This window comes from Halorubellus litoreus (assembly GCF_037081675.1).
GTDB classification, from domain to species: Archaea; Halobacteriota; Halobacteria; order Halobacteriales; family Natrialbaceae; genus Halorubellus; species Halorubellus litoreus.
The window spans coordinates 15,050-38,271 of record NZ_JAZAQL010000004.1 but is presented as its reverse complement, the minus strand read 5'-3'; the positions used below and the strand labels follow the sequence as shown (position 1 = coordinate 38,271).

Genomic DNA, 23,222 nt, shown 5'->3' with positions numbered 1-23,222 from the left:
ATGTCACTACATTGTGCCACACCGATCGTTCACAGGACGAATTCGAATTACGGCGACTACTACGACAGCCAGGACAACTGCTATTTCGAGCTGTCGAACCACTTCGATACCAACGGCTGTACCGGGCTCTGTATCGGGACCAACAGTTCGTTCTCGGCCAGCGACCCGCAGGGATCGCCGACCGAGCTGTATGCGGTTACGAGCGGGTATCTCTCGTATCGCAAACCCACCAACGGGCCGCGGAAGCTCGTGTTGCGACTGCCGCTGGAACTCGTCCAGCTTTCGGCACACAACTCCGGAGAACAGTACCTCGACCTCTCGCCGAGCGGCCCGAATCTCCGTCACGTCGTCTACGAACTCGACACCCAACAGTCGACCGACACGGTCGTCCGGGCCTACATTGGGTCCCTGCTACAGCAGACCTCCCACCCGGTTCGAGAATGGACGAGAGTGTTCGAAGGTGAGGATGTCCCGGCGAGAGCTATCGGTCGGACACCGACGGTCGGCGAGTACCTCTCGAACCCGCCGAGTTCCGTCTCCGACCCGGTCGGTGCCGTACTCGATGGCTTCATCGACGGCGAATTCGAACTGTTGGTCACTGCCGGCGATCCGATCAGCAGTTTCGATTCGTCGGTTAACATCGTCTTCCGTGACTCCTCGTATACCCGCAATCAGGACGCGACGGATGACGAACCGAACGAGCCGGTCGGCCGGCCACTCAATCCCTCTTATTTCCTCTATCAACTCCTCGGCCCCAACGCCACGGGGACTAATCCTGTGGTGGATCTCCAGACTGCGGTCGACCGTAGCTCGAACCCATCGCTGGCACAGACCCACCCCCTGTTGACGATACTAACCGGCCAGACGGCCCAACAGGAATCGTACGTCCCGCTGGATCTCGACGCCGACCAGCCACCACCGCCGAGACATCGGACCATCACGACGAGCACAAACGGTGGTGCGCTGGCGGTCGGCTCGTTGCGCAATTGGCATCAATCGCTTCACGATCCGACGACGACCGCCAACGCCGAGTGGCAGATCGTGGCCGATCCGGCCCAGAGTAGTGACGACATGGGGAAACTGCTCGTCAGAGACAGCGCCAGCGGCAACGACATCGACGTCGAATACGGTTCGTCGGGCGCACGCAGAAAATCCGTCGAAGTGTACTGGAACCGGTACGGCGAGCTCATCAACGCAGTCGCGGAGGCCTTTCGCTTGCCGTGTGAGAGCATTCTGGCGATCGCCTGCAAGGAAAGTGCCTCGTTGCTGTGGTACGACCCGAACAACTTCGCTGACTCCGACGAGATGAACACGGTCCGCTTGGAACCACTCGACGCCGGCACAGCCGCCACCCAGCGGCTTCTCAACGACCCTAACGACGGCCATTACGGACAGCTCTACGACAACCTGACGTCCTCGAACGGAGCCAACGAAAACATCCCGGTTCCATGGGAAGGCAGTCAGGTCATCCACGCCACTTCGAGCGGGAACAATCTCACTTGGGACGTACTGGTTCGGCTCATCAACAATTATGACGCCGTGCTGGCGTCGCCGGGGGTCACCCAGACCCTGGTCTCGACCGCCGATGGGGTTCTCAATTGGGTCGATTCGATGTATGGCAACGACTTTGTCAGCAACATTTCGGCGACGGTCGATCACGACGGGAACAGTGTGACCCTCTCGGTGAAGAATCCCGGAAATATCCAGAACACGCTCGAAGACTGGTTCGGCGCGATTGCCGACGCCAACGGCAACTCCCCGCCAAATCCGCCCTATTCAGCGAACGAGGAACTCTCGAAGAAACAACGGGCATTCCATGGCTTTGTCATCGGCGGGGCGTACATTCGCCGGACGTACAACTATACCACTGGGGGCGGACAGAATCGCATTGTAGATTACGACCCGCCGACTATTGCGAGTGCGTACAACGACCGCTTACAACCGGATGCGAACACGCGCTACGGGATGGTCATGCACCAGAACTACGTGGACCATTTCCCGAAGTACTGGAACGCGGCCGTCGACCTGTTCAACCAGAGCGGATCGAACAGTATTGACCCTGATCCGGCACTGCGACTGTGGGGGATCTGATCATGGCGGACATAACCACGTACACGCCGCTGTCGGCGCTGTTACCGCAGGAAGCAATTCCACAGGAGTTGTTCGCCTCGGACGGCCAGAACGTGCTCGATAACGTCGCCCTGGTCGAGTACGATACTGTTGCAACCCCCGATGATGGGCGATTTCGCCTCGTTGGGAAGGTGATGGCAGAAGCCAGTCTGTCCCTGCCGTTCCTCTCGGGTGTCGAACTCGTCTTGGGGCGTGGCAGTGGATCGAACACGGGCATCGTTGAGGTTGAAGGGCACATCGAATGGCGGGACGATCAGCCGCCAATCGTCGACTTCTCCCTCAATACGACCGTCCTGAGCCTGGCCGTCAATCGATCACTCCTCAAACCGGTCGAGCTCGTTACGAACGACGGTGACACCGAGATCAAACCCAAAGACGGGACAGTTGGGGTCCCGCTTCAGTTCGGCGTCAACATCCATCACGATCAAGAGTGGTCGGTCGAATTCCAGACGCCTGCCTCGGGCAGTACAGGGATCCAGCTCCCGACTTGCGAGATCGGTGATACGGGTGTCGTCATCGACGGTGCCGACATCCGGTTCAACATCTCGGGTGACCAGACCGATCAAAGCGGCACTCCGATCAAACCCGAGTCCGCCCAGCAGGGTTGGCAGGGACTGCTGTTCAAGGGCGCATCGGTACAGATTCCCGATGTCTTCGAAGGGTCAATCAACATCGACGGCCTGGGGTTGGGGACCGGCGGCGTCACGGGAACGATCGGCGCTGACCTCCAGCTCGACTACGACGAGAACTCGCAGACGTTCAGCGGGCCGCTGTCGGGCGGCGTCTCCGAGTTCGAGGGCGGCATCTCGAATCTCTCGCTCGAACTGGTCCAGAACGTCCCGGCCGGTGGCTCAATCACCGGCCAGATCCTCGTGCCCTTCTTCGACGAACCGGTCGACGTCGATATCGGAATCGACCCTGAAGGGAGCCTCACCGTCTCGCTCGCCGACGACGACGGCTCGCTGCAGACGGTCGAGAAGGAGCACTTCAGGATGAAGCTCCAGCGTATCGGGATCGAGATCAGCGACGTCCCGGCGGTCACCGTCGGCGGTCGTATCGAACCTCGGCCGGACAACATCGAGGCCGACATCGACCTGCCACCGGTCGAGGTCGAGGCGCTGACGGTCGACGCGGAGGGGAACGTCTCCGTCGACGGCGGGTGGATCGACCTCGGTGACCAGTACCAGGCGAAGATCGGTGTCGCCACCCTCGAGATCACGCAGGTCGGGTTCGGGAAGACGGACGACGGCGGTCGGTGGGTCGGGTTCAGTGGTGGCGTGAAGCTCACCGACGAGATCGCGGCCGGCGCTTCGGTGGATGGACTGCGGTTCGAGTGGGGCGGCGAGAGCGGTGTCGGGGTCTCGCTCGACGGCATCGGGCTCGAGTTCACCATCCCCGGGACGTTGGAGTTCAAGGGCGAGGTGTCGCTCGAGGGCGAGGTCTTCCGTGGCGCCATCGACCTCCGGTTGGTCACGCTCGACATGACTATCGACGCGGAGGTGATCTTCGGGAAGACGACCATCGACGGCGAGGACGTCCGGTTCATGGGGATCTACGTGGACGTCGGCCTCCCCGGGGGGATACCGATCTACATCACTGGCCTCGCGGTGTACGGGTTCCGTGGGCTGTTCGCCAGCCAGATGGAGCCCGACAAGACGGGCGAGCAGAAGTGGTACTCCGTCGACACCGACGAGAGCTGGTATCACTCCCACGGCACGAAGGGCGTCCAGCCGTTGGGCGACAAGTGGGAGCCCGCCGCGGGCGCGATGGGGTTCGGTCTCGGCACCCGCATCGGGACGCTCCCCGACGCTGGCACCTCGTGGGCGACGGACATGCTCCTCGCTGTCGTCTTCCCCGGACCGATAGTCACGCTCCAGGGACGTGGCGAGTTCCTCAAGCCCGGGACCGAGGTCGACAAGGAGGCGACGCTCCAGGCGATGGCGCTGTTCGACGGCCGCGCCGGCTCGCTCACGTTCGGCATCGACGCGCAGTACCGCGAGGGCCCCGACGGCAAACTCCTGGACATCGCCGCGTCCGCGGCGGCCTATTACAGCTTCTCCGACCCGAGCGCGTGGTACGTCCACATCGGCAAGAAGCAGCCGAAGGACGCTCGCGTCCGGGCCGAGGCGCTCTCCGTGTTCACGGCGAACGGCTACTTCATGCTGAACCAGGACCGACTCGGCATCGGCTTCTGGTACGGCTACGACAAGGAGTGGGGTGTCGGGCCGCTGTCGGTCACTCTCGAGTCCTGGGTCGACAGCGACGCCGTCGTCAGCTTCGAGCCCGCACACTTCACGGGGAACGTCCACGTCCACGGCGAGGTCGGCGTGTCGGCGTTCGGCGTCGGCCTCTCGCGCTCGCTCGACGTCAAGATATCGGGCGAGGTGTTCGACCCGTTCCACCTCAAGGCGTCGTTCAGCGCGTCGATCTCGACGCCGTGGCCGCTCCCGGACCCATCCGCGACGATCACGCTGGAGTGGGGGCCGACGAAGGACCCGCCGACGACGCCCGCGGTCGTCGACGACGTCGGCGTCGGCCACCAGAAACTGGCGTCGAACTGGCAACCGACCGCACTCGAGGCGGACGACGGTAACTCGGTTTCCGCGGTCTCGAAGCCGAGCGACCCCCCTGCCGCGGACGCGCCGGTCGTCCCGATGGACGCCCGACCCAACATCTCGTTCGCCAAGCCCGTCCACGACGAAAACGACGCCATCGGGAACCCGCACCCACCGAACCCGAGCCGCGAAGTGATCGGCGACCCGGCGAAGAACGAGGGCCCCGTGAAAGTCCGCTACGGCCTCGAGCGACTCCGCCTCCGGAAGTACGAGGACGGGTCCTGGGGCGACGGGGTCGACATCGACGGTGCTTGGGCGCCCCTGTCGACGGGCCAGGGCACCGCGGAGGGCCGGCAGGGGACCGACCCGGATCTCGACCAGACGAAACTCGAGCTGTTCGCTCGCACGCCGTTCTCGTACGGCCGGCACACCGGCGGCGCCTGGGAGGACTGGCTCTCTCGGAGCCGCCCCCACTACCCGTGTCCGACGACGCGGCACTGCCACGACTTCGACGGCAAGACCCTCGCCGAAGACTTCACGCGCGAGCGAAGCTACCGCTACCAGACCGAGCGGACCACGTTCACCTACGAGCACCGCGGCGAGGAGCCCTGGCCACGAGTCTTCCTCTCCGAGCCGGGTGACGTCATGAACCCGCAGACGCTCTCGGTGTCCATCGACCGCCCGGACCGCCTCGACGACGCGGCCCTCCTCTTTGAGGAGACCGACCAAGAGCCAGCGAAGACCACGGACGGCTACCCCTACGAGATCCAGCTGGCGCTGCCGCACGCGCCGCGCTCCGTCAGCCTCGACTTCTTCACGCCGAAGTACGACGTGGAGGGCGAGATCGAGACGCTGATCGATCAGGAGCCGGTGACCGTGGAGTGGACCGAGACGTTCCGCGACGAAGACCCCGTCGTCGTCACCGCCAAGGGCGACAACGCCATCACCTTCCTCACGATCCGATTCAAGTTCAGCGACACCGACGCGACCGGCAAGCGCAAGCTCGGTATCTCGGAGATCTGTGGGTCCGACGTCGACCTCGCGGGCCCCCCGCCGGAGTCCGACGAGCGCCTGGAGCGCGCTCGAGACCACCTCGAGGCGCTCTCCCAGCGCGGGCGCGTCCTCGAACCGGACACCGACTATCGACTCGAGGTCGTCACCAAGACCGACGCCAGAGGGCAGGGCGAGTTCGACTGGTACGAGGACACCTCGTACACCGGTCGCTACTACGACTTCCACACTGCCGGCCCACCTGGCCTGGAGACGCCGGACACGCCCACGACCGGGGAGGCGTCGAGTGATGCCGACGACCCATCGAAGGAGGCCTCCGGGGTGGAGACGCTGGCGCGCTACGTCGACCAGACCACGCCCGCGACGGTGCCGGCGGACGGCGAACGCCCAACGCGCCCCCGACCCGTCTATCGGACCGACCCGATCGGTGCGGACTTCGACGTCGACTACGTCGACCTCCAGTACCGGCTGGCGCGCCGCGACCTCACGCTCCATCTCTACGACGACAACGACCGGCCGGTCCGGGACGCCCGCGGCCGCATCGTCACGGTCGACGACGAGTGGGGGACGACGCCCACCCAGTTGCTCGACCGGGCGACCGCCCGCTGGATCGCCACTGCGGGCGAGAGCTCCTGTCTCGACCTCGATGACTGGCGGATGGAAGCGACGAAGCAGCTGTTGCGCGACGCCGACGAGCGCGTCCTCGCCCCGGACACGATTCACGAGGCGCGCCTGAAGCCGCTCCTCTACCGAGAGCGGTTCACCCCCGACCTTGGGGCGTGGACGTGGTCGAACGGCTCTTGGACGTCCCGCGACGCCACCTGGACGGCCGACGGTGGCGACTGGACGCTCGACCACCACGACGGCTTCAGCGGCGAGAACGGCACGCTGCACGGTGCCACCCTCGACGTTCGAAGCGGCGTCGTCGACGCACTCCGCGCGGGACTGGACACCGTGACACTCGGCACCGGCGACGACGCAGAGACGGTCGGCATCGACGCCATCGACGCGACCGCCGACGAACTCACGCTCGCCAGACAGCCGACCGCCAGCGGCACCACCGCCTGGGCGATCCCGCCGCGGTCGGTCGCCGTCCAGACCGGCGCCCCCGGCGGACGCGCCCGCTGGCGGCTGACCGACTACCCGGACTTCGGTGGCGACCAGCCGACGACGTGGACGGACTACCGCCTCGCAGCGACGGTCCGCACCCGTACCGGCGGCTCCGGTGGCGTCGGCCTCACCGTCCGAGACGACGGCGACAGCTACTACCGGATCGAACTCGACACCGACGGGACGCGACGAATCGAACGAGTCCGCGACGGCACGGTCGACGAACGCTGGACCACCCAGGGCGCCGTCGACGCCGGCCGCGACTACCGGCTGGCCGTCGAAGCCGTCGGCGACGACCTCCAGGTGCTCGTCGACGACGAAGTGGTCTTCTCCGTCACCGACCCCGACGGACCCGATGCAGGAACCGTCGCTCTCTACACTCGAGAGAACCCGGACGCCCAGTTCGACGACGTCCGCATCGACGACTTCCGAGCCGGTGCCCCGACCGCCTACCGCTTCTCGTTCACGACGTCGCTGTTCGCGGACGCCAGACACCACCTCCAGAGCTACGACGACGTGGTCTGGGCCGCCACCTACCCGGCGGGCTCGATGGCTGACGTCACCCCTGGTGCGCTCGGGAACGCCCCGGACGACGCCGAGTTCCGCGCGTTCCGGTCGCTCGTCGACGACCTTCCCACGGGCGACGTCGACCGTCTCGAAGTCAGCCGCCTCGACGCCGACGGCACCCCCTACGGGTTCGCCGTGAACGCACCGGAGCCAATCGACTGGTCGACCGTCGACATCGACGTCGAACGAGGGCCACACTTCGACCACCAGCCTTCGCCACCGAGCGCACTGAAGCTCACCGACGCCACCCCTGGCAGCGCGAACGTGACGGCGTTGCTCCGCGAGACCACCGACCTCAGCGGGACCGCCGTCGAGTACCGCCGCCCCGGCGACGGTTTCGCGCCGACCCTGACCGACGGTCGGGAATCCCTACGGGACAGCCTGCGGCGCGACGGCCCGGGGCAGTGGACCGTCGACGACGCCATCGAGGGGGCGAGTGACACGACGAGCGCGCTGGTTGGCGCGGACGCAGACGCCACCGTCCTCGTGGCCGACCTCGCCAGACGCGACGGAACCGTCGGGCTGACGTTCCGCTATCAGGACGCGGACACGCACTACCGTCTCGTCGGCGACGCGGACGGCCTCCAGCTCGTCCGCGCGGACGGCACCGAGACCGTCCTCTGGTCGAACGCTGCTGGACTCCCCACGGACGAAGAGCGGACGCTCCGCGTCGAAGTCGCCGACGGGCGACTCCGCGGCGCCATCGATACCGTGCCCGCGTTCGACGTGCCTGACCCGGACGCGGGCGAGTCACTCGGCCGCACGGGCGTCGTCGTCACCGACGGCCGAACGGAAGTCGAGCGATTACAGGCCGCCGGGGGCGCAGTCGAGACGCAACTCGACCACTGGGCGTTCGAGAGCGGGGACGTCGACGACTGGACCATCGTCGACGAGCCACCGTACACGACCCAGGAGTCCGACTGGCGTATCGAGGATGGCCGGCTCCGGCAGACGAGCAACATCTACGGGTTCGTCGGCGGGGACGTGAACGCACCCGGCACGTACGCCATCACCGGCGACGACTGGACCGACTACCGCCTGACCGCTCGGGTCGCCGCGGGAGACGACGACGCGATCGGTCTCATGTTCCGCTATCAGTCCGACGGGAACTGCTATCGGTTCTCCATGGACGACCAGCGGAGCTACCGCCGACTCGTCGCCCGGACCGATGGCGACGTCGAGCTCCTCTGGAGCGACGAAACGACCGGGTTCCAGGCCGGGCAACAGTACCTCGTCACCATCGAATGCGTCGACGACCGCATCCGAGGGTACCTCGACGGCGAGCTACTGTTCGACGTGACCGACGACACCCACCGGACCGGTCGCGTCGGAACCTACACGCGCGCCAACCGCGACGCGAACTTCCACGACCTCCGAGTGACGGCGCCGGCGACGACCTGGCAGCCCTACCACGAGTTCGCCGACGAACCACCGCTCCCCGCCGGGACGCGCCTCTCACTCGCGGACACCACTCCGTCGTGGGCGCAGGACGCGCTGGCGGCGCACCGCCAGCCCAGCTCCGGAACCGATCTCCCGTCGGAGTCGGTCCTCCTCCGGGTTCGCTCTCGGGAGGACGCCGTCGAGCACGTCCGACAGTTCCGAGACGCACGCTACGGAACGGAGACTCTCGATGCGCTACGGCGCGGCGACGGCACGGGCCTCCTCCTGTACGACGCGACCGGCCTCACCCCCGGCGCGTACCGGCTCACCGTGGCGCCCACGAGCACCGACAACACCTTGGAGAGCCCCGTCACGCTCGACCTCCCCTGGGATCTCCAAGAGTGACATCCCCCCGCCCTTTATGATAGACGCCGAATCAAATCGTTCTCGGAGCTGAACCTCTCCATTTGATCGGTTTCGTGATGAGTTTAGTAACGTCTCTCGACGAACTCTGTTGAGCACAAGAGAGGGAACGCCGCCGAAAGTGGCGTTGCCGAGCGAGACCACTCCCTACTGGCGTTCTGACCGGTTACCGCGCTCGTCGCTTGCTGAAGGCTAGTCGTATCGTTGTGTGACTACCAGCGTTCGGAAGATTCGTATCGAAATCTGTGGCTTTCTCAGAACTGAACCACCAGAAACGAGGCTATTCGCCAACACCCACAGACTGGGCTCCTCTCGTAGCGATGCTGAGCCGTTCGGTTTCCAGTCGCCATGAGGAACGTGGCCGCCCAGACACATACGTCCAACACGTTGGACAAAGAAATGTCCACCTCAGCCCGTGGGCGGCCGAACCACCGGGCGACGTCAGCCTCCCCTACGCGAACCACGCGTTCGGGTACGTCGCCTTCGCCGTCCTGCTCGCCCTCATCGCCGTCGTCTTCGCCGGCGCCGCCTACTCGCTCGCACTCTGGTACCAGCGGTCGACGACACTGCAGTGACCCGAACGATTGAGTCACACACTCGCGAAGGTCCGGGCATGAGCCACCAAGGTGTCGGTAGTAGCCACGGACAGAGTGGTGGGCGATGATTCGGCCGCGGTTCCGGATGGAAGGCCCGAGCGATATCTGGGTCGCGGAGGTCTCGCAATCGCTCCCCGACACCACGTTCCGGCTGCTCGCTGGCGCACCCCTGGAGTCGCGGACGCTTGAGCTAGGCGAGGTCGTCGGGCCGAACCCGGAGGCGGCGCTGGAGGCGCTCGCCGCCCACGACAGCATCGTCTCCCTCGAGCGACTGTACGTCGACGCGGACCGCGGCCTGACGAAGTACGAGACCACCGAGCAGGGTCTGTTCACGTTCCTCGGGGAGACGTCGCTCCCGCCGGAGTTCCCGTTGACCGTTCAGCAGGGCGCCATGGAATTCAACGTCACTGCGTCCCGCGAGCAGTTCACCGCGCTCGGCGAGCGACTCGACGCGAGCCCGCTCCGCTACGAGTTGCTCTCGGTCACGCACAGCGAGTCCGCCGACGGCGTCCTGACGGCGCGCCAGCGCGAGTGCCTGGACGTCGCACTCCGTGGCGGGTACTTCGAGGTGCCTCGGGAGTCCACGCTCGCCGACATCGCCGACGAACTCGGCGTCGGCAAATCCACGGTGAGCGTGACGCTGCGACGAGCGACGAACCGTATCGTCGACTGGTTCCTGCTCGCCACCGACGACCGCCCGCTCGACTCCTGACCGTCCCGCTGGGTGGACACCAGTCTGATGTGCTCGTTCAGTAAACTTCCCGCCCCAATCCAGAGAGTGAGCAGCGGCCAGCCACCCATCCCGACACCCGCACCGTCTCTCTCGGGGAGTCGGAGCGTGTCGACGGAGACCTCTCCGAGCCGAGCCGAGCATTCGGTTGGCTGATGTACTGCGGGTCTCAGTGAGCGTACCCCTCGACGAAGGATTCTCACGGACGCAACGATAATTATATGAAGACTGAACTATTAGCGAGAATGATGGAATAGTTGTAATTATTTTGGGTGTTTCGATATCGTCTCGTCCCGACCTCCTTCGAAGTGACTCTATCTCTCCGGTTTGACGCCGTTGCAGTTGTGATTCGCATAGAAAACCCCGGCCCGCCGGCGGGAACCTGGCTTTCGACGGCGTTGTCGCCATCGGCGAGGAACTGATGATTCGCACCACGAATAGTTTGAGAGCGCAGGCTGGGTCGACGTCGTTCGTTGGCCACCAGGGTTCGCGTTCGAAACCCACCCGGACGCGAGAACCGCCCACATCGTCGCGTTGTGGCCGATACGAGATCACCCGCTTCGGTTCGCTGGTGTCGCCACTCGAGCGACACCCGATTCACCCACCTGCATCCACAAACACGAAACTGACTGATACTATATATACACAGAATATTGATTGGTCCTCCTGGTATGGATGCTCTCGAGGGTGACCTGTTCAGCCGAGCGGGGACCGACGGAGCCAGCTAGATATTTGTGCGTCCGCGTCACAGGACGTTACATGGAGCACGCAGAGCGAGAGAGAGTCATCGACACGTACTTCGACGCGATGGATACCACCGACACGAGCGAGGTCAGGGACCTGCTCGCGGCCGAGTTCACGTACGTCGCGGGCGATGGAACGACGTTCGTGGGCGAGGACGCGATCGACCGGTACATCGAGGAGGTGCGGAGTCTCGCCGACACTCACCACGAGATCGAGCATCTCGCTCACGGCGACTCGGCGTCGTTCGCCGAGGGCACCGTCTCGGGGACCGGCCCCGGCGGCGACAAGATCGCGGTCGGGTTCTGTGACGTCTTCGAGTTCGACGAGGAGGACGGAACGCTCGCGGCGCTCACTGTCTACATCAACGAGAAGTAGCGCATTCAGGGCCCGTCTCGACGGGGCGTGCGAACGTTTAACTCACCACCTGTCGAGTGTAGTAGTATGTCCGAGGAGTCACTCGTAACGGTGACGCGTAGTCACGACGATAAGGCCGCACACGTCACGCTGAACCGACCGAACAAGCTCAACGCCATCAACCCCGAGATGGCGAGCGAGCTCGCGGCCGTCGTCGAGGAACTCGAACGGGACGACACCGTCCGCCTGCTCACCATCCGCGGAGCGGGCGGGAACTTCTGTGCCGGCGTCGACATCGACGGCATCCACGAGTTCGTCAAGGACAGCAAGATGGACGACCTCCGGGACGCCGAAGCACAGATCGAGGACTGCTTCGAGACGCTCGCGGACTGCTCGCTGCCCTCGCTCAGTCTCGTCGAGGGATACGCGCTCGCCGGTGGGCTCGAAGTGCTGTTGCTCACGGACTTCATCATCGCCGTCGAGGACGCACAGATCGGCGACCAGCACATCAACCGCAACCTCGTGCCGGGCGGTGGGTCCACCCAGCGGCTCCCGCGACGCATCGGCCAGCAGCGCGCGAAGGAACTCATATTCACCGGGAAACGCATCTCCGGCACTGAGGCCGCGGACTGGGGACTCGCGACCGAAGCGGTGACTGCCGACGAGCTGGAGGCGACGCGGGACAGCTGGACGGAGGACATAACCAGCAAGGGCCGGCGGACGCTGAAGACCGCGAAGTACCTCGTCGAACAGAGTCAGTCCGCGGACCTCGACACGGGGATCGAACTCGAGAAGTTCGTCTCCACCGCGCACTTCTTCACCGACGAGGGCAAGGAGGGACTCCGCTCGTTCAGCGAAGACGAGTGAGGCAGATCCCGTCGTGAGTCAGTCGGTCGTGGTGTCGGCCGCGAAGGTTTCGAACGCCGCCCGGAGGTCGTCGGGGATGCGGACGGCGTCGCGGGTCTCCGCGTCGATGAACGCGAGCGTGATCGAGCCCTGGAAGACGCGGGTGTCCTCGACGGTGCCGGTCGAGTCGAACCTGATGGACGTCTCGCCGACGTCGGGCGTCATCGCGACCGTGACGGTGTCCTCCATGCGTATCGGGGCGAGGTAGTCGACGTTCACGTTCACGGCCGCGGACGCGATACCCATCTCCTCGTACGCGCCGTAGGAGTACCCGGCGGCCGACCGGATGTCGTGGAGGCCGCGGGCGAGCCAGTCGACGACCTGCGGCGTGTATATCGACCCGGTGACGTCCGTATCGCCGGCTCTGACGATGGTCTCGAACTCGAAAGCCATACGACACACACGACCGGCACAGCCTTGATTGTTGTCCTCGCCCGCGTGTGACGTGGGTTCGGCGGCGTCGGACTGCCTCTAGCTGAACGCCTCCGTCAGTAGTGGAACGACGTCGAAGAGGTCGTCGACGATACCGTAGTCCGCGATGTCGAAGATGGGCGCGGACGGGTCGTCGTTGATGGCGATGATGGTGTCGGCGCCTTTCATGCCGGCGATGTGTTGGGTGGCACCGGAGATGCCGATGGCGATGTAGATCTCGGGCGTGACGACCTTCCCGCTCTGGCCGACCTGGCGGTTCTTCGGGAGCCACTCGTTGTCGACGATGGGGCGGGACGCCGCGAGCGTCGCGTCCAGGGCGTCCGCGAGTTCCTCGACGAGGTCGAGGTTCTCTTCTTCCTTGATGCCGCGCCCGATGGAGACGATGACGTCCGCGTCGGTGATGTCCACGTCGCCCGCGAGGACCTCCTCGTAGCCCGTGACGTCCGTCCTGATCGCGTCCCTGTCGATGGTGGCGTCGAACGCCTCGACGTCGGCGTCGCCCGTCGCCGTCGTGGCTGGCCACTCGGTCGGGCGGGTCGTCACCACGGCTGGAGTCCCGGTCACGTGGAGGGTGCCCTCGGTCTTCCCGCCGTAGAACTCGCGCGTGACCGCGATGCCGTCGTCGGCCGCGTCGAACGCGATGGCATCCGTCACCAGGGGTGCGTCGAGGGCTTCCGCCAGCGCGGGCGCGTAGTCGAGCGCGCTCACGGAGTTCGCCGCGAGAACGTACCCCGGGTCGAGCGCGTCGACGAGCGCGCCCAGCGCCTGGACGTGCACGTCGTGATTGTAGTCCTCGCCGAACGCGACCGTGTGCACGGTCGCGACCCCCTCGACGGCGAGTTCGCCGGCGAACGCGTCGACGTCGCCGCCGACGACGGCGACGTGGAGGTCGCCGCCGACCGCGGCCGCGAGTTCGATCCCGGCGGTGACGACCTCCAGGCTCACGTCCCGCAGTTCGCCGCGGCGGTGTTCGGCGACGGCGAGCACGTCGCTCATGCCCCCACCCCCTTCTCGCGGAGGAGCGCGGCGAGTTCCGCGGTCATCTCCTCCGTGCTCCCCTCGAACACGGTCGCCTCGCCCTCGGACTCCGGTTCGTAGAGCGCCGTGAGTTCGAGCCCGTCGTCGAGCACGCTTGCGTCAACGCCGATATCGTCGAGGGTCTCGACGTCGAGTGGCTTCTGCTGTGCCTGCCGGATACCTCTGAGGCTCGCGTACCGCGGCTGGTTGATACCGGTCTGGATGGTGAGGACCGCGGGCAGGTCGACGTCGGTGAGCTCCGCGAGTCCGCCCTCGAGTTCGCGGTGAACGGACGCCTGTCCGGTGCTCGCGTCCAGGTCGAGGTCGTTCACGACGGCCGCCCACGCGTAGTCGACCGCGGCGGCGAGCGCGACGCCGGTCGCGCCCCACGCCGCGTCGCCCGTCTGCACGCCCGTCAGCACGAGGTCGGGGTCCTCGTCGGCCACGACCGCAGCGAGCACCTGTGCCTTCGAACGCGGACCGAGCACCGACTCGGCGTCGAGTGCGTCGTCCCAGACGCGGATCGCGCGGTCAGCGCCCTTCGCGAGTCCCTGCCGGATCGTCTCCTCAGCGCGTTGGGGACCGACGGTCACCGTCACGACCTCCACGTCCTCGTCGCTCGCCTCCGCGTACTGCACCGCCTCCTCGAGCGCGTAGTCGTCCCATTCGTTCAACTCGTACGTGAGGTAGCGGTTCTTGACGTCGAGTCCGTCTACCTCGAACTGGTCGTCGAGGATGCGGACCTCGCTGACCGTCGTGAGTATCTTCATCAGGCAACTAGTTTCATCGCATCCTCGATAAGCGTTCCCAATGCACACACCGGTGGTGGCGGCCTACGCACCGCTGACGTCCCCACCGCGACACCGGGGGTGCTCGCGGCGACGACGCTGCCCACGTTCGACCCTCAGTCGAGGTCGAGGAACTGGCGCGCGATGTTGCGCTTCTGTATCTCGTTGGTCCCGTCGTAGATGCGCGGCGCCCGCGACTTCTTGTACTGGTACGCGAACGGCAGCGAGTCCATGACGCCGGAGCCACCGTGAATCTGGACGGCGGTGTCGGCCGCGTCGTTCCAGAGCTCCGACCCCTTCCACTTCGCGGCACTCGCCAACCACCGCTCGCTCTCGCCCTGATCGATCTTCCAGGCCGCGTGCCGGTAGAGCCACCGCACGAACTCAAGGTCGATACGGAGCTCGGAGAGCATCCCCTGCACGAACTGGTTCGACCCGATGGGCTCGCCGAACGTCTTCCGGTCCTCCGCGTACTCGATGCTCGCGTCGAACATCCACTGCGCGTACCCACAGCAGAACGCCGCGAGCGTCAACCGCGCCACGCCCACGTAGTTGATCGCGGTCTCGAAGAACCCCTTCCCCTCCTCGCCGATCATCTGGCTATCGGGCACCCGACAGTCGTCGAGGTGCACGAACGCGTGCTCGGCGAGCGCCTCGCCCATGTTGTGCTGGTACTTCCCGACCTCGATACCGGGATTGTCGGCGTCGACGAAGAACGACGAGATGCCGTACGCGCTCCCGTCCTCGCCGGACGTCCGCACGCTCACCACGAAGAAGTCCGCCATCGGCGCGTTCGAGATGAAGCACTTCGACCCGTTGAGAACCCACTCGTCGCCGTCCTGCTCGGCGTTGGAGTCCATCCACGTCACGTCGCTCCCGTGCCCGGGTTCGGTGAGCGCGAACGAGAACTCCTTGTCGACGTTCATCATCGGCTCGAAGTACTTCTCGCGCTGGTACTCGTCGTGGTACGCGCTCATCAGCGACGGGTTCGGACCCTGGAATCCCTCCGGGCCGTGCGCGAGCACGTACCCGTGGAACCCGTCCGGGTGCCGGTCGTAGACGTGGTCCAGGAGCATGCAGTAGTGGAGGGTGCTGACGCCACCACCACCCGCCTCCTCGGGGATGTGCATCGTCAGGTAGCCGGCCTCAGCGGACTTCTTCCTGATCTCCTTCGTCAACTCGAAGAACTCCGGGTCCATCCGGCCGTCCTCCGCCGCCCGGTTCTCCTCGCCGTCCGCGCCGAGGAAGTGCTCGTACTCGTCCTCGAGCGGTTCGACCTCTTGTTTGATGAACTCGTCCAGCTGCTTCCGAATGATGTTGTACTCGGAAGAAGGTTCGAAATGCATTCCCTGCGCAGCGCTGTCACTCATAGCTCTACCTTCACTTGCGGGACCATCACGATATACGTTGGGGTGCGATACCTCACCACAAGACGCGGACCTGACAGGTCCGCCCCGCGTCCCAGCGCAACCCGCTCGCCTCTCAACGCATGCCAATACGAGCGGTCCGCGCACGACGCGGACTGCGACTCGCCGCCTCGGCGGTCTCGCACTCGCGACCGCGACACCCCCTCACTCGAGGCCCTCTCGCGCTATCAGTTGGTCCCTGAGCTTGTACTTCTCTATCTTCGCCGTGTCCGTCTTCGGCATCTCGTCGACGATCTCGACGTACCGCGGCACCATGAACCGCGGCAGACGGTCCGCAGCGATGGCACGGATGGCTGCCTCGTCGAGCGCGACGCCGTCGGCGAGCACGACGCCGATGGCCACCTCGTCCTCCGCCCCGTCGACCGCCGGCACCGAGAACGCGGCGACGTTCTCGATGGACGCGTGCTTCTTCAGGGGCTCCTCGATCTGCGCGGTCGCGATGTTCTCGCCGCGCCGCCGGATCACGTCGTCGATGCGGTCCACGAAGTAGTAGTGACCGTCGGCGTCCCGTTCGAGCGCGTCCCCGGTGTGATGCCAGAGGTTCCCCCAGGTCTCGAGCGTCTCCGCCGGACTGTTCACGTACCCCTGGAATATCATCGACGGCTCCTCCGGACGGGCGGCGAGTTCGCCGACCTCCCCGGCCCCGAGTCGCTCGTCGTGCTCGTTCAGGAGCGCGACCTCCACCGGACTCGCCGGCTTCCCCGCCCAGTTCGTCCCCGGTGCCTCGTCGACCACTGGGATGCCCTTCGACTCGGCCGCCCGGACGACCGCATCCGGCGACCGTCCCTGCCTGTACTCGGCCGGCGTCGCGTGCTCGCCCGTCGCCGCACGGATGGCGCCCGCAACGCTCAATCCGATCTCGGTCTGCCCGTAGTAGGTATCGACGATGTCGAACCCGAACCGTTCCGCGATGGCCTCGTACTCGTCGACGAGCGGGACGAACGTGACCTTGTTGAGCGTGTTGTGGTGGTCGGTGTCCGTCCGCGGCTGGTTGTCGAGCCACGTTATCATCGACGAGAAGATGACCGCCCGCGTCGCCCCGTACTCGTCGACGCGGTTCCAGAACTCGCTCGTGCTGAACTTGTCCCAGCAGACGACCGTCGCCCCGGCCAGTAGCGTCGCGACGACGTTCCCGTACAGGCCGCCGACGTGGAACAACGGCAGGTTGTTGTGGACGATGTCCTCGGCGGACATGAACGTCGCCTTGAGCGCACCGAACAACACGAGAACCTGCCGGTGCGAGTGAAGGACGCCCTTCGGTCGACCGGTCGTACCCGACGTGTAGATGATCGTCGCGATGTCCTCCCACGCGACGTCCGCGTCCGGCTCGGCCGTTGGTCCCGTCGTGAGTTCGTCGAAGGACAGTCGGTCGAACCCGTCCGCGAGCGGTTCGCTCTCGTCGTCGGTCGTCCGCACGATGACTCGGAGGTCGTCCCTGAGGTCTGCCTGGACCTCGTTCAGGCGGTGGACGTAGCGGTCGTCGATGACGACGACGGCGGCCGAGGAGTCCGTGAGCTGGTAGCTGAGGTTCTCGCCCTTGTACTCGTGGTGGACCGGCGCGTACACCATTCCGGCCTTCAGGATCCCGTGGAACGCCTGGAGTATCGGCAGCTGGCTCTGCATCATGACGGCGACGTTCCGCTGGTCGGTGCCGTCGACGAGCGCCCGTAGGTTGTGCCCGATGGTGTTCGCGACGTCGTTCATCTCCCGATAGGTGACGGTCCGCCCCGCGTTCCCGTAGATGACGTAGGGAGTGGTCGCCTGGTGTGTCGCCCGATGGGTGAGGAAGTCGTTGATGGTGCGCTCTTTGAGCGGCCCAGGGGGGTCTACGACGGACTGCTCGGCCATAGCATCTGAAACCGCGCCCAGTTATTTAAACCTACGCCTGAGGGGTGAACTCGCCGTTCACGACCGGTAGGTCGGAGAGTGCAGGGATCCGGCAACGGGACCGTCGTAGGCTTCCGGATTCACGATGTTGTTCGGGGGTTCCCCCCGGGACCGTTGGAGTATCGACTCGCTGACGAGGTTCCCCTGTTCGGTGGTCGTCTCGATGAGGAGGCCGGACGTGTGCGGCGTGAGGAGACAGTCCTCCACGGCCAGCAGTGGATTGTCGTCGACGTCGGGTTCGTCCTCGAACACGTCGATCGCGGCGCCCGCTATCTCCCCGGCCCGGAGGGCGGCCGTCAGGTCCGCGTCCGCGTAGAGGCCGCCGCGGGCGGCGTTGACGAGGTACGCGGTGTCCTGCATGCGTTCGAACTCGTCCGGGCCGAGCATGCCGCGGGTCTCGTCCGTGAGCGGGCAGTGCAGGGAGACGAAGTCCGCGCGCGCCAGGAGCGCGTCGAGCGAGACGCGGTCGACGCCGAGGCGGTCCGCGTTGCGCTCCTCGAGGTAGGGGTCGTGTACGAGGACGTCGACGTCGAACGGGTCGAGGAGGTCGAGGAGGCGCGTGCCGATGAGCCCCATTCCGACGATGCCGACGGTCTTCTCGTAGAGCGTGACGCCCATGTTCTCGTATCGGCCGTCGAAGCCGTCCCGGCGGATGCGCGCGTCGAACCCGTGGAGGTTGCTCGCGCACGAGAGGAGCATCCCGAGCGTCGATTGGGCGACGGCGTCCCGGACGGGCTGTGGGGCGTTCACGACGGTCACGCCGTGCTCGGTGCAAGCCGGGACGTCGATGTGGTCGAGACCGGCACCGAACGCGGCGACGATCTCGAGCGTGGGGAGTGCTGCGACGAGGTCGGCGGTCACGCGTTCCTGGATGGCGATGATGGCGTTCGCGCCGGGGACCTCGTCGGGTTCGATGGCGTCGTAGTCGCGTCCCGGGCAGTAGGTGACTTCGACGTCGGGGTGGTCGAGGAGTGGGTCCAATCCGCGTCGGAAGTCGCGTTCGGGAACGCTATCGTCTGCCCGTGGAACGTAGACGGTATAGGATGGCATCCGGGAGGAGCGTTCGGTTGGCTCGCGCATAGTAGTTCGCCTGCCAGGCTATCAGTGTCGCTGCAATAGACCGATGGTGAGGGTGGTGGCTGTGAGTCGGTGGCGGTTGTGAGTTGTTGGCGGTTGTGGGCCGGTGGTGATGCGTCGGTGCTGTGTCGGCTGAGAGCGCGTTCGGCGGGCCGGGGGTTGGGTGCGCGCGCCGGCGGCGGTGGTGGTGTTTGGGGCGCTGATTGGTGTGAGGTCGTGGTTCTCAGCGGTTCACGATTCCAGAACGAGGTGTGCTAGGTAGTGACAGAGTGTCGCCAGGCGCTTGCTGTCAGGAAGCCTTGATGATGCGTGGATTCGACGGGCGCCGAGGTGCTGCCAGTGGAAGACGCGAGATGGATGGCCTGCGATAGGAGGCCGTTGCGTTCACGAGATGCGAACGATGGCCCCTGGCCCGGTGGAGAACCCGCTAGCGGAGGTTTCACGCCTTCGACCGTGGTGTCCCGTATAAGGTGGTTGTGTCGTGGACGGTCGCGTCCGTTCGCGATACCCGAACAGCTCTCTCGTTGTTTGCACCCGGTATCGCTGCGTCAGGGCGCTTCTCTGCCGTCCCTGCGCCTGAAGGGCGGTCTCTGCAGCCGGTTGGCCCTTCCTGTGAGTCCGGTCGAGGGTCGAGAGACTGCCATACGTTACACCCATAGTGCTGTAACGGAAGTATCGTGGCCGATGTGTTCATGCATCGCGAACGTCCGTTCGGGGTAAAACGTCAGCTTTCCTGGTACTCGCATCCCAGAGCTAAGGGATACCGCCAAAGCGCACCGCGCGCCGCAGTTCCATCCGGGTAGCGCCGTCGACGACCGGCGCACGCGACGCTGAAAATGTATGCCGGCCGAGAGCTAACCTTAACGTTTAATACTTGGGGGGCATGGGTCAGGTTAGCGTATGACGAGACACAGCCACAGTAAGGGAACGGACCGACGGACGATACTCCGTACCATCGGCGGCACGGGCGTCGCGATCGGTCTCGCGGGATGTACCGGCATCAACGAAGGCAACGACGGTGATGGCGGCGACGGCGGCGACGGCGGCGACGGCGGCGACGGCGGCAACGGCGGCAACGGCGGCAACGGCGGCGACGGAACGGATACCACCGAACAAGAGCCCGAAGAGTTCAACATCGGTGTCTCGGTCCCGCTCTCCGGCCGCTTCTCCGGCGCCGGCTCGCTGTTCGTCCCGTCCTACAGGGCCTGGGAGAAGAAGGTCAACGACGCTGGCGGCATCAACGGCCACATGGTGAACTTCCAGATAGAGGACAACGAGTCCGACGAAGCCCGTGCGAACCGGCTCGCCAGCCGGTTCGTCAGCGACGAGAAGGACTTCATCATCAGCGCGTACAGCTCCCCGATGATGCGCGCCGCCGCACCCCCCGCCGAGGACGCCGGCATCCCCATCATCAACTCCTCGGGCGTCAACTTCGAGATGCACGGCTCGTTCGACTACGCGTTCCAGTTCCAGCCGACGCTCGCACGCAACACCACCGCGAGCCTCCTCAACCAGGCCGGCGTCACCGACGTCGCAACCTGGGGCGTCGACCTCGACTGGACCAGCCAGAGCAAGGGGAACTTCGTGAACGAGGTCGCACCCGACCACGACCTGAACATCGTGTACAACGACACCCACTCGAACGACCAGCAGGACTTCTCCTCGTTCGTCCTCCGCGCCGAAGAACAGGGCGCAGACGCGCTGGTGTCGTTCAACTACCCGAACTCCGTGATCGCACAGATGCGCGCCATCAACAACTCCAGCTGGGAACCCACCCTGGTATCCTCCGTCACTGCGGGCGTGCAGGACGTCCAGGACGCACTCGGGCAGGAACTCCTCGACTGGACGTGCGTGCCCGTCGTCTGGAACGCGAACGTCGAACTCGAAGGCAACGACGAGTTCAAGCGCCTGTACCAGGAGCAATCCGACCTCAACCTCGCGGAACACGCCGCGATGGGATGGGGGTCCGTCCAGGTGTTCGGCGAAGCCATTCGCAGCCTCGGGAACGACGCCAAGGACGGCGACACGCTCCGCCAGTGGCTCCTCGACTCTAGCGTCCAGACCATCCTGGGGACCTCCGAGTTCAACGACAGAGGCATCCAGCAGGGATACGACTGGAAGGAGACCCAGTGGCAGGGCAACGAGAAACCGCTGGTCGCACCCGAGGACGTCAAAGAGACGGACCTCCAGTACCCCAAGCCCTGGCCGTAGGTGAGACTTGATGAGTCTCGCCACCACCACGTTCGCGCTCATCGTAAGCGGCCTGTTACTGGCGGGCATCTACGTGCTCGCGTCCCTCGGCCTCTCCCTCATCTTCGGGGTGCTCGAGGTCGTCAACATCGCCCACGGCGGGTTCGTGATGCTCGGCGGCTACATGAGCTGGTACGCGTTCACCGAATTCGGCGTCGACCCCGTCCTCAGCATCTTCGCCGTCATCCCCGCAATGTTCGTGCTCGGGTACCTGATGCACGTGCTCGCCGTCGAGTACGTCATCGGCGACAACGAGATATACAGCCTCCTGTTGACGTTCGGGATCGCACTCATGCTTGAGGGCGCACTCCTCCAGCAGTTCACTGGCATCAGTCGCTCCATCCCGTACCTGAACGAGTCCATCGAGATCCTCACGGCCACCGTCGGCCTGAACCGGCTCGTCGCCGGCGTCCTCGGGCTCGTCTTCGGTGTCGGCCTGCTCGTGTTCCTCGACCGGTCGACGTACGGGCGCGCGATCCGCGCGACCGCCCAGGAGCCCGACCTCGCCGAAGCCTGCGGTATCAACACGAAGCAGATCCGCGCCATCACGATGGGTATCGGCGCAACGCTCGCGGGCATCGCCGGCGTCGCGTACCTCATGGTGTACAGCATCTCCCCCATCGGTGCCCAACCGATCTTGCTCCTCCTGTTCGTCATCATCGTCCTCGGTGGCATGGGGAGTCTCGCGGGCACCATGATAGCGAGCGTCGTCGTCGCGCTGTTCGAGGTGTTCACCATATTCTACGTCGGGTCGCACGAGATGTTCTTCGTGCTCTACCTCAGCGTCGCCGTGATACTGCTCGTCAGACCGGAGGGACTGCTCGGGGAACCGGAGGCACGCCATGGCTAGCTCCACCGAGACCGTCCTGGACGCGGTCGGGAACCCGACCGACCGGACGCTGTTCTACGCAGCGATCGTCGTCGGCGCACTCCTCATCTGGGGCGTGACCTTCCTCGTCAACACGTTCTGGATCAAGGTCCTGTACAGCCTCTACATGTTCGTCGCGCTCGCCGCGGCCTGGAACTACCTGAGCGGGTACACCGGCTATCCGACGTTCGGGCCGATGATGTTCATCGGTATCGGCGCGTACGGGACGGTGTTCTTCTCGATACACATGAACTTCCCGTGGTACGCCGCGCTCGCGGGTGCGGCCATCGTCGGCGTCGTCGCCGCCGCCATCACTGGATTCATTCTCCTCAGACTGAACGGCATCTACTTCGCGATCGGGACGCTCCTGTTCGCGGAGGCCGTCCACGAGGCCATCCTCATCGAGGACAACCTCCTCGGCGGATCCGGTGGTGTCAACCTCTCGGGGACGTCGTTGACTGTCACGTACCTGCTGTTCGCGGCGCTCGCGCTCGTGAGCATCGTCGTCACCTACGAGACGGCGACGCGGACGTTCGGGCTGCGGATGCTCGCGATCCGCGAGGACGAGGAGGCGCTGCGGGCGGTCGGCGTGAACCCCTTGAAGTACAAGATGTCGGCGTTCTGCGTGCACGGCCTCCTGACGACGCTCACCGGCGGAGCGTTCGCGCTGAGCCTCGGGTTCGTCTTTCCGGGAACCGTCTTCTCCGTCGACATCACGATCACGCTGATCCTGATCGCGATCCTCGGCGGTATCGGGACCGTCTGGGGGCCGGTGCTCGGCGCGCTCGTCCTCATCCCCATGCAGGAACTCCTCTGGCTGGAGTTCCCGAACCTCAACCTGATACTGCTCGGGTTGTTCCTCGTCCTCGTCATCGTCCAGATGCCCGAGGGCATCATCAGCAAACTCAAAGACATGGAGGTGTTGCCTCGAACACGCCAGATCTGAGCGGGTGCCGGCCCGGACGACTCC

General features: G+C 65.4%; 15 protein-coding genes. 9 read left to right on the top strand and 6 right to left on the bottom strand.

Annotated elements, in window-relative coordinates; all coding sequences use genetic code 11:
- From VYJ16_RS17950 to VYJ16_RS17925, 6 genes are all read left to right on the top strand, one after another.
- Nucleotides 1-2,091: a hypothetical protein gene (locus VYJ16_RS17950; protein ID WP_336351695.1), complete on the top strand. Its 2,091-nt coding sequence runs from the start codon at nt 1-3 to the stop codon at nt 2,089-2,091.
- Nucleotides 2,092-2,093: 2 nt separating this feature from the next.
- Nucleotides 2,094-9,158, top strand: a complete 7,065-nt coding sequence (locus VYJ16_RS17945; RefSeq protein WP_336351694.1) for a 3-keto-alpha-glucoside-1,2-lyase-like domain-containing protein — start codon at nt 2,094-2,096, stop codon at nt 9,156-9,158.
- Nucleotides 9,159-9,496: 338 nt separating this feature from the next.
- The gene (locus tag VYJ16_RS17940) at nt 9,497-9,751 is read left to right on the top strand and encodes a hypothetical protein (RefSeq protein WP_336351693.1); all 255 of its coding nucleotides are present in this window, start codon (nt 9,497-9,499) and stop codon (nt 9,749-9,751) included.
- 85 nt (nt 9,752-9,836) lie between these two features.
- Nucleotides 9,837-10,484: a helix-turn-helix domain-containing protein gene (locus VYJ16_RS17935; RefSeq protein ID WP_336351692.1), complete on the top strand. Its 648-nt coding sequence runs from the start codon at nt 9,837-9,839 to the stop codon at nt 10,482-10,484.
- Between the two features lie 777 nt (nt 10,485-11,261).
- Nucleotides 11,262-11,621: a nuclear transport factor 2 family protein gene (locus tag VYJ16_RS17930; protein WP_336351691.1), complete on the top strand. Its 360-nt coding sequence runs from the start codon at nt 11,262-11,264 to the stop codon at nt 11,619-11,621.
- Between the two features lie 66 nt (nt 11,622-11,687).
- Complete coding sequence (locus tag VYJ16_RS17925) at nt 11,688-12,467, top strand: enoyl-CoA hydratase/isomerase family protein (protein ID WP_336351690.1); 780 nt, start codon at nt 11,688-11,690, stop codon at nt 12,465-12,467.
- 18 nt (nt 12,468-12,485) lie between these two features.
- Here VYJ16_RS17925 and VYJ16_RS17920 read toward each other — a convergent pair whose 3' ends face one another.
- The 6 genes from VYJ16_RS17920 to VYJ16_RS17895 form a co-directional block, all read right to left on the bottom strand.
- On the bottom strand, nt 12,486-12,899 hold the full coding sequence (locus tag VYJ16_RS17920; RefSeq protein ID WP_336351689.1) for an acyl-CoA thioesterase: 414 nt from the start codon (nt 12,897-12,899) through the stop codon (nt 12,486-12,488).
- A 78-nt stretch (nt 12,900-12,977) separates the two neighbouring features.
- Entirely contained in the window at nt 12,978-13,934 is a 957-nt protein-coding gene (locus VYJ16_RS17915; RefSeq protein WP_336351688.1) for an electron transfer flavoprotein subunit alpha/FixB family protein, read from the bottom strand.
- Complete coding sequence (locus VYJ16_RS17910; protein WP_336351687.1) at nt 13,931-14,725, bottom strand: electron transfer flavoprotein subunit beta/FixA family protein; 795 nt, start codon at nt 14,723-14,725, stop codon at nt 13,931-13,933. The genes VYJ16_RS17915 and VYJ16_RS17910 overlap by 4 nt, the downstream gene beginning before the upstream one ends.
- A 134-nt stretch (nt 14,726-14,859) precedes the next feature.
- Entirely contained in the window at nt 14,860-16,113 is a 1,254-nt protein-coding gene (locus tag VYJ16_RS17905; protein WP_336351686.1) for an acyl-CoA dehydrogenase family protein, read from the bottom strand.
- A 201-nt stretch (nt 16,114-16,314) separates the two neighbouring features.
- Complete coding sequence (locus tag VYJ16_RS17900) at nt 16,315-18,018, bottom strand: AMP-binding protein (RefSeq protein ID WP_336351685.1); 1,704 nt, start codon at nt 18,016-18,018, stop codon at nt 16,315-16,317.
- 57 nt (nt 18,019-18,075) lie between these two features.
- Complete coding sequence (locus VYJ16_RS17895; RefSeq protein WP_336351684.1) at nt 18,076-19,107, bottom strand: NAD(P)-dependent oxidoreductase; 1,032 nt, start codon at nt 19,105-19,107, stop codon at nt 18,076-18,078.
- A gap of 927 nt (nt 19,108-20,034) precedes the next feature.
- Between VYJ16_RS17895 and VYJ16_RS17890 the strand changes: the two genes are divergently transcribed.
- Genes VYJ16_RS17890 through VYJ16_RS17880 form a run of 3 tightly spaced genes read left to right on the top strand, consistent with a single transcriptional unit; the run spans nt 20,035 to nt 23,198 of the window.
- Entirely contained in the window at nt 20,035-21,345 is a 1,311-nt protein-coding gene (locus tag VYJ16_RS17890) for an ABC transporter substrate-binding protein (RefSeq protein WP_336351683.1), read from the top strand.
- Between the two features lie 10 nt (nt 21,346-21,355).
- Nucleotides 21,356-22,234 (top strand): branched-chain amino acid ABC transporter permease, encoded by an 879-nt coding sequence (locus VYJ16_RS17885; RefSeq protein WP_336351682.1) that lies wholly within the window; start codon nt 21,356-21,358, stop codon nt 22,232-22,234.
- The gene (locus tag VYJ16_RS17880; RefSeq protein ID WP_336351681.1) at nt 22,227-23,198 is read left to right on the top strand and encodes a branched-chain amino acid ABC transporter permease; all 972 of its coding nucleotides are present in this window, start codon (nt 22,227-22,229) and stop codon (nt 23,196-23,198) included. The genes VYJ16_RS17885 and VYJ16_RS17880 overlap by 8 nt, the downstream gene beginning before the upstream one ends.
- The last annotated feature ends 24 nt before the right edge of the window (nt 23,199-23,222 follow it).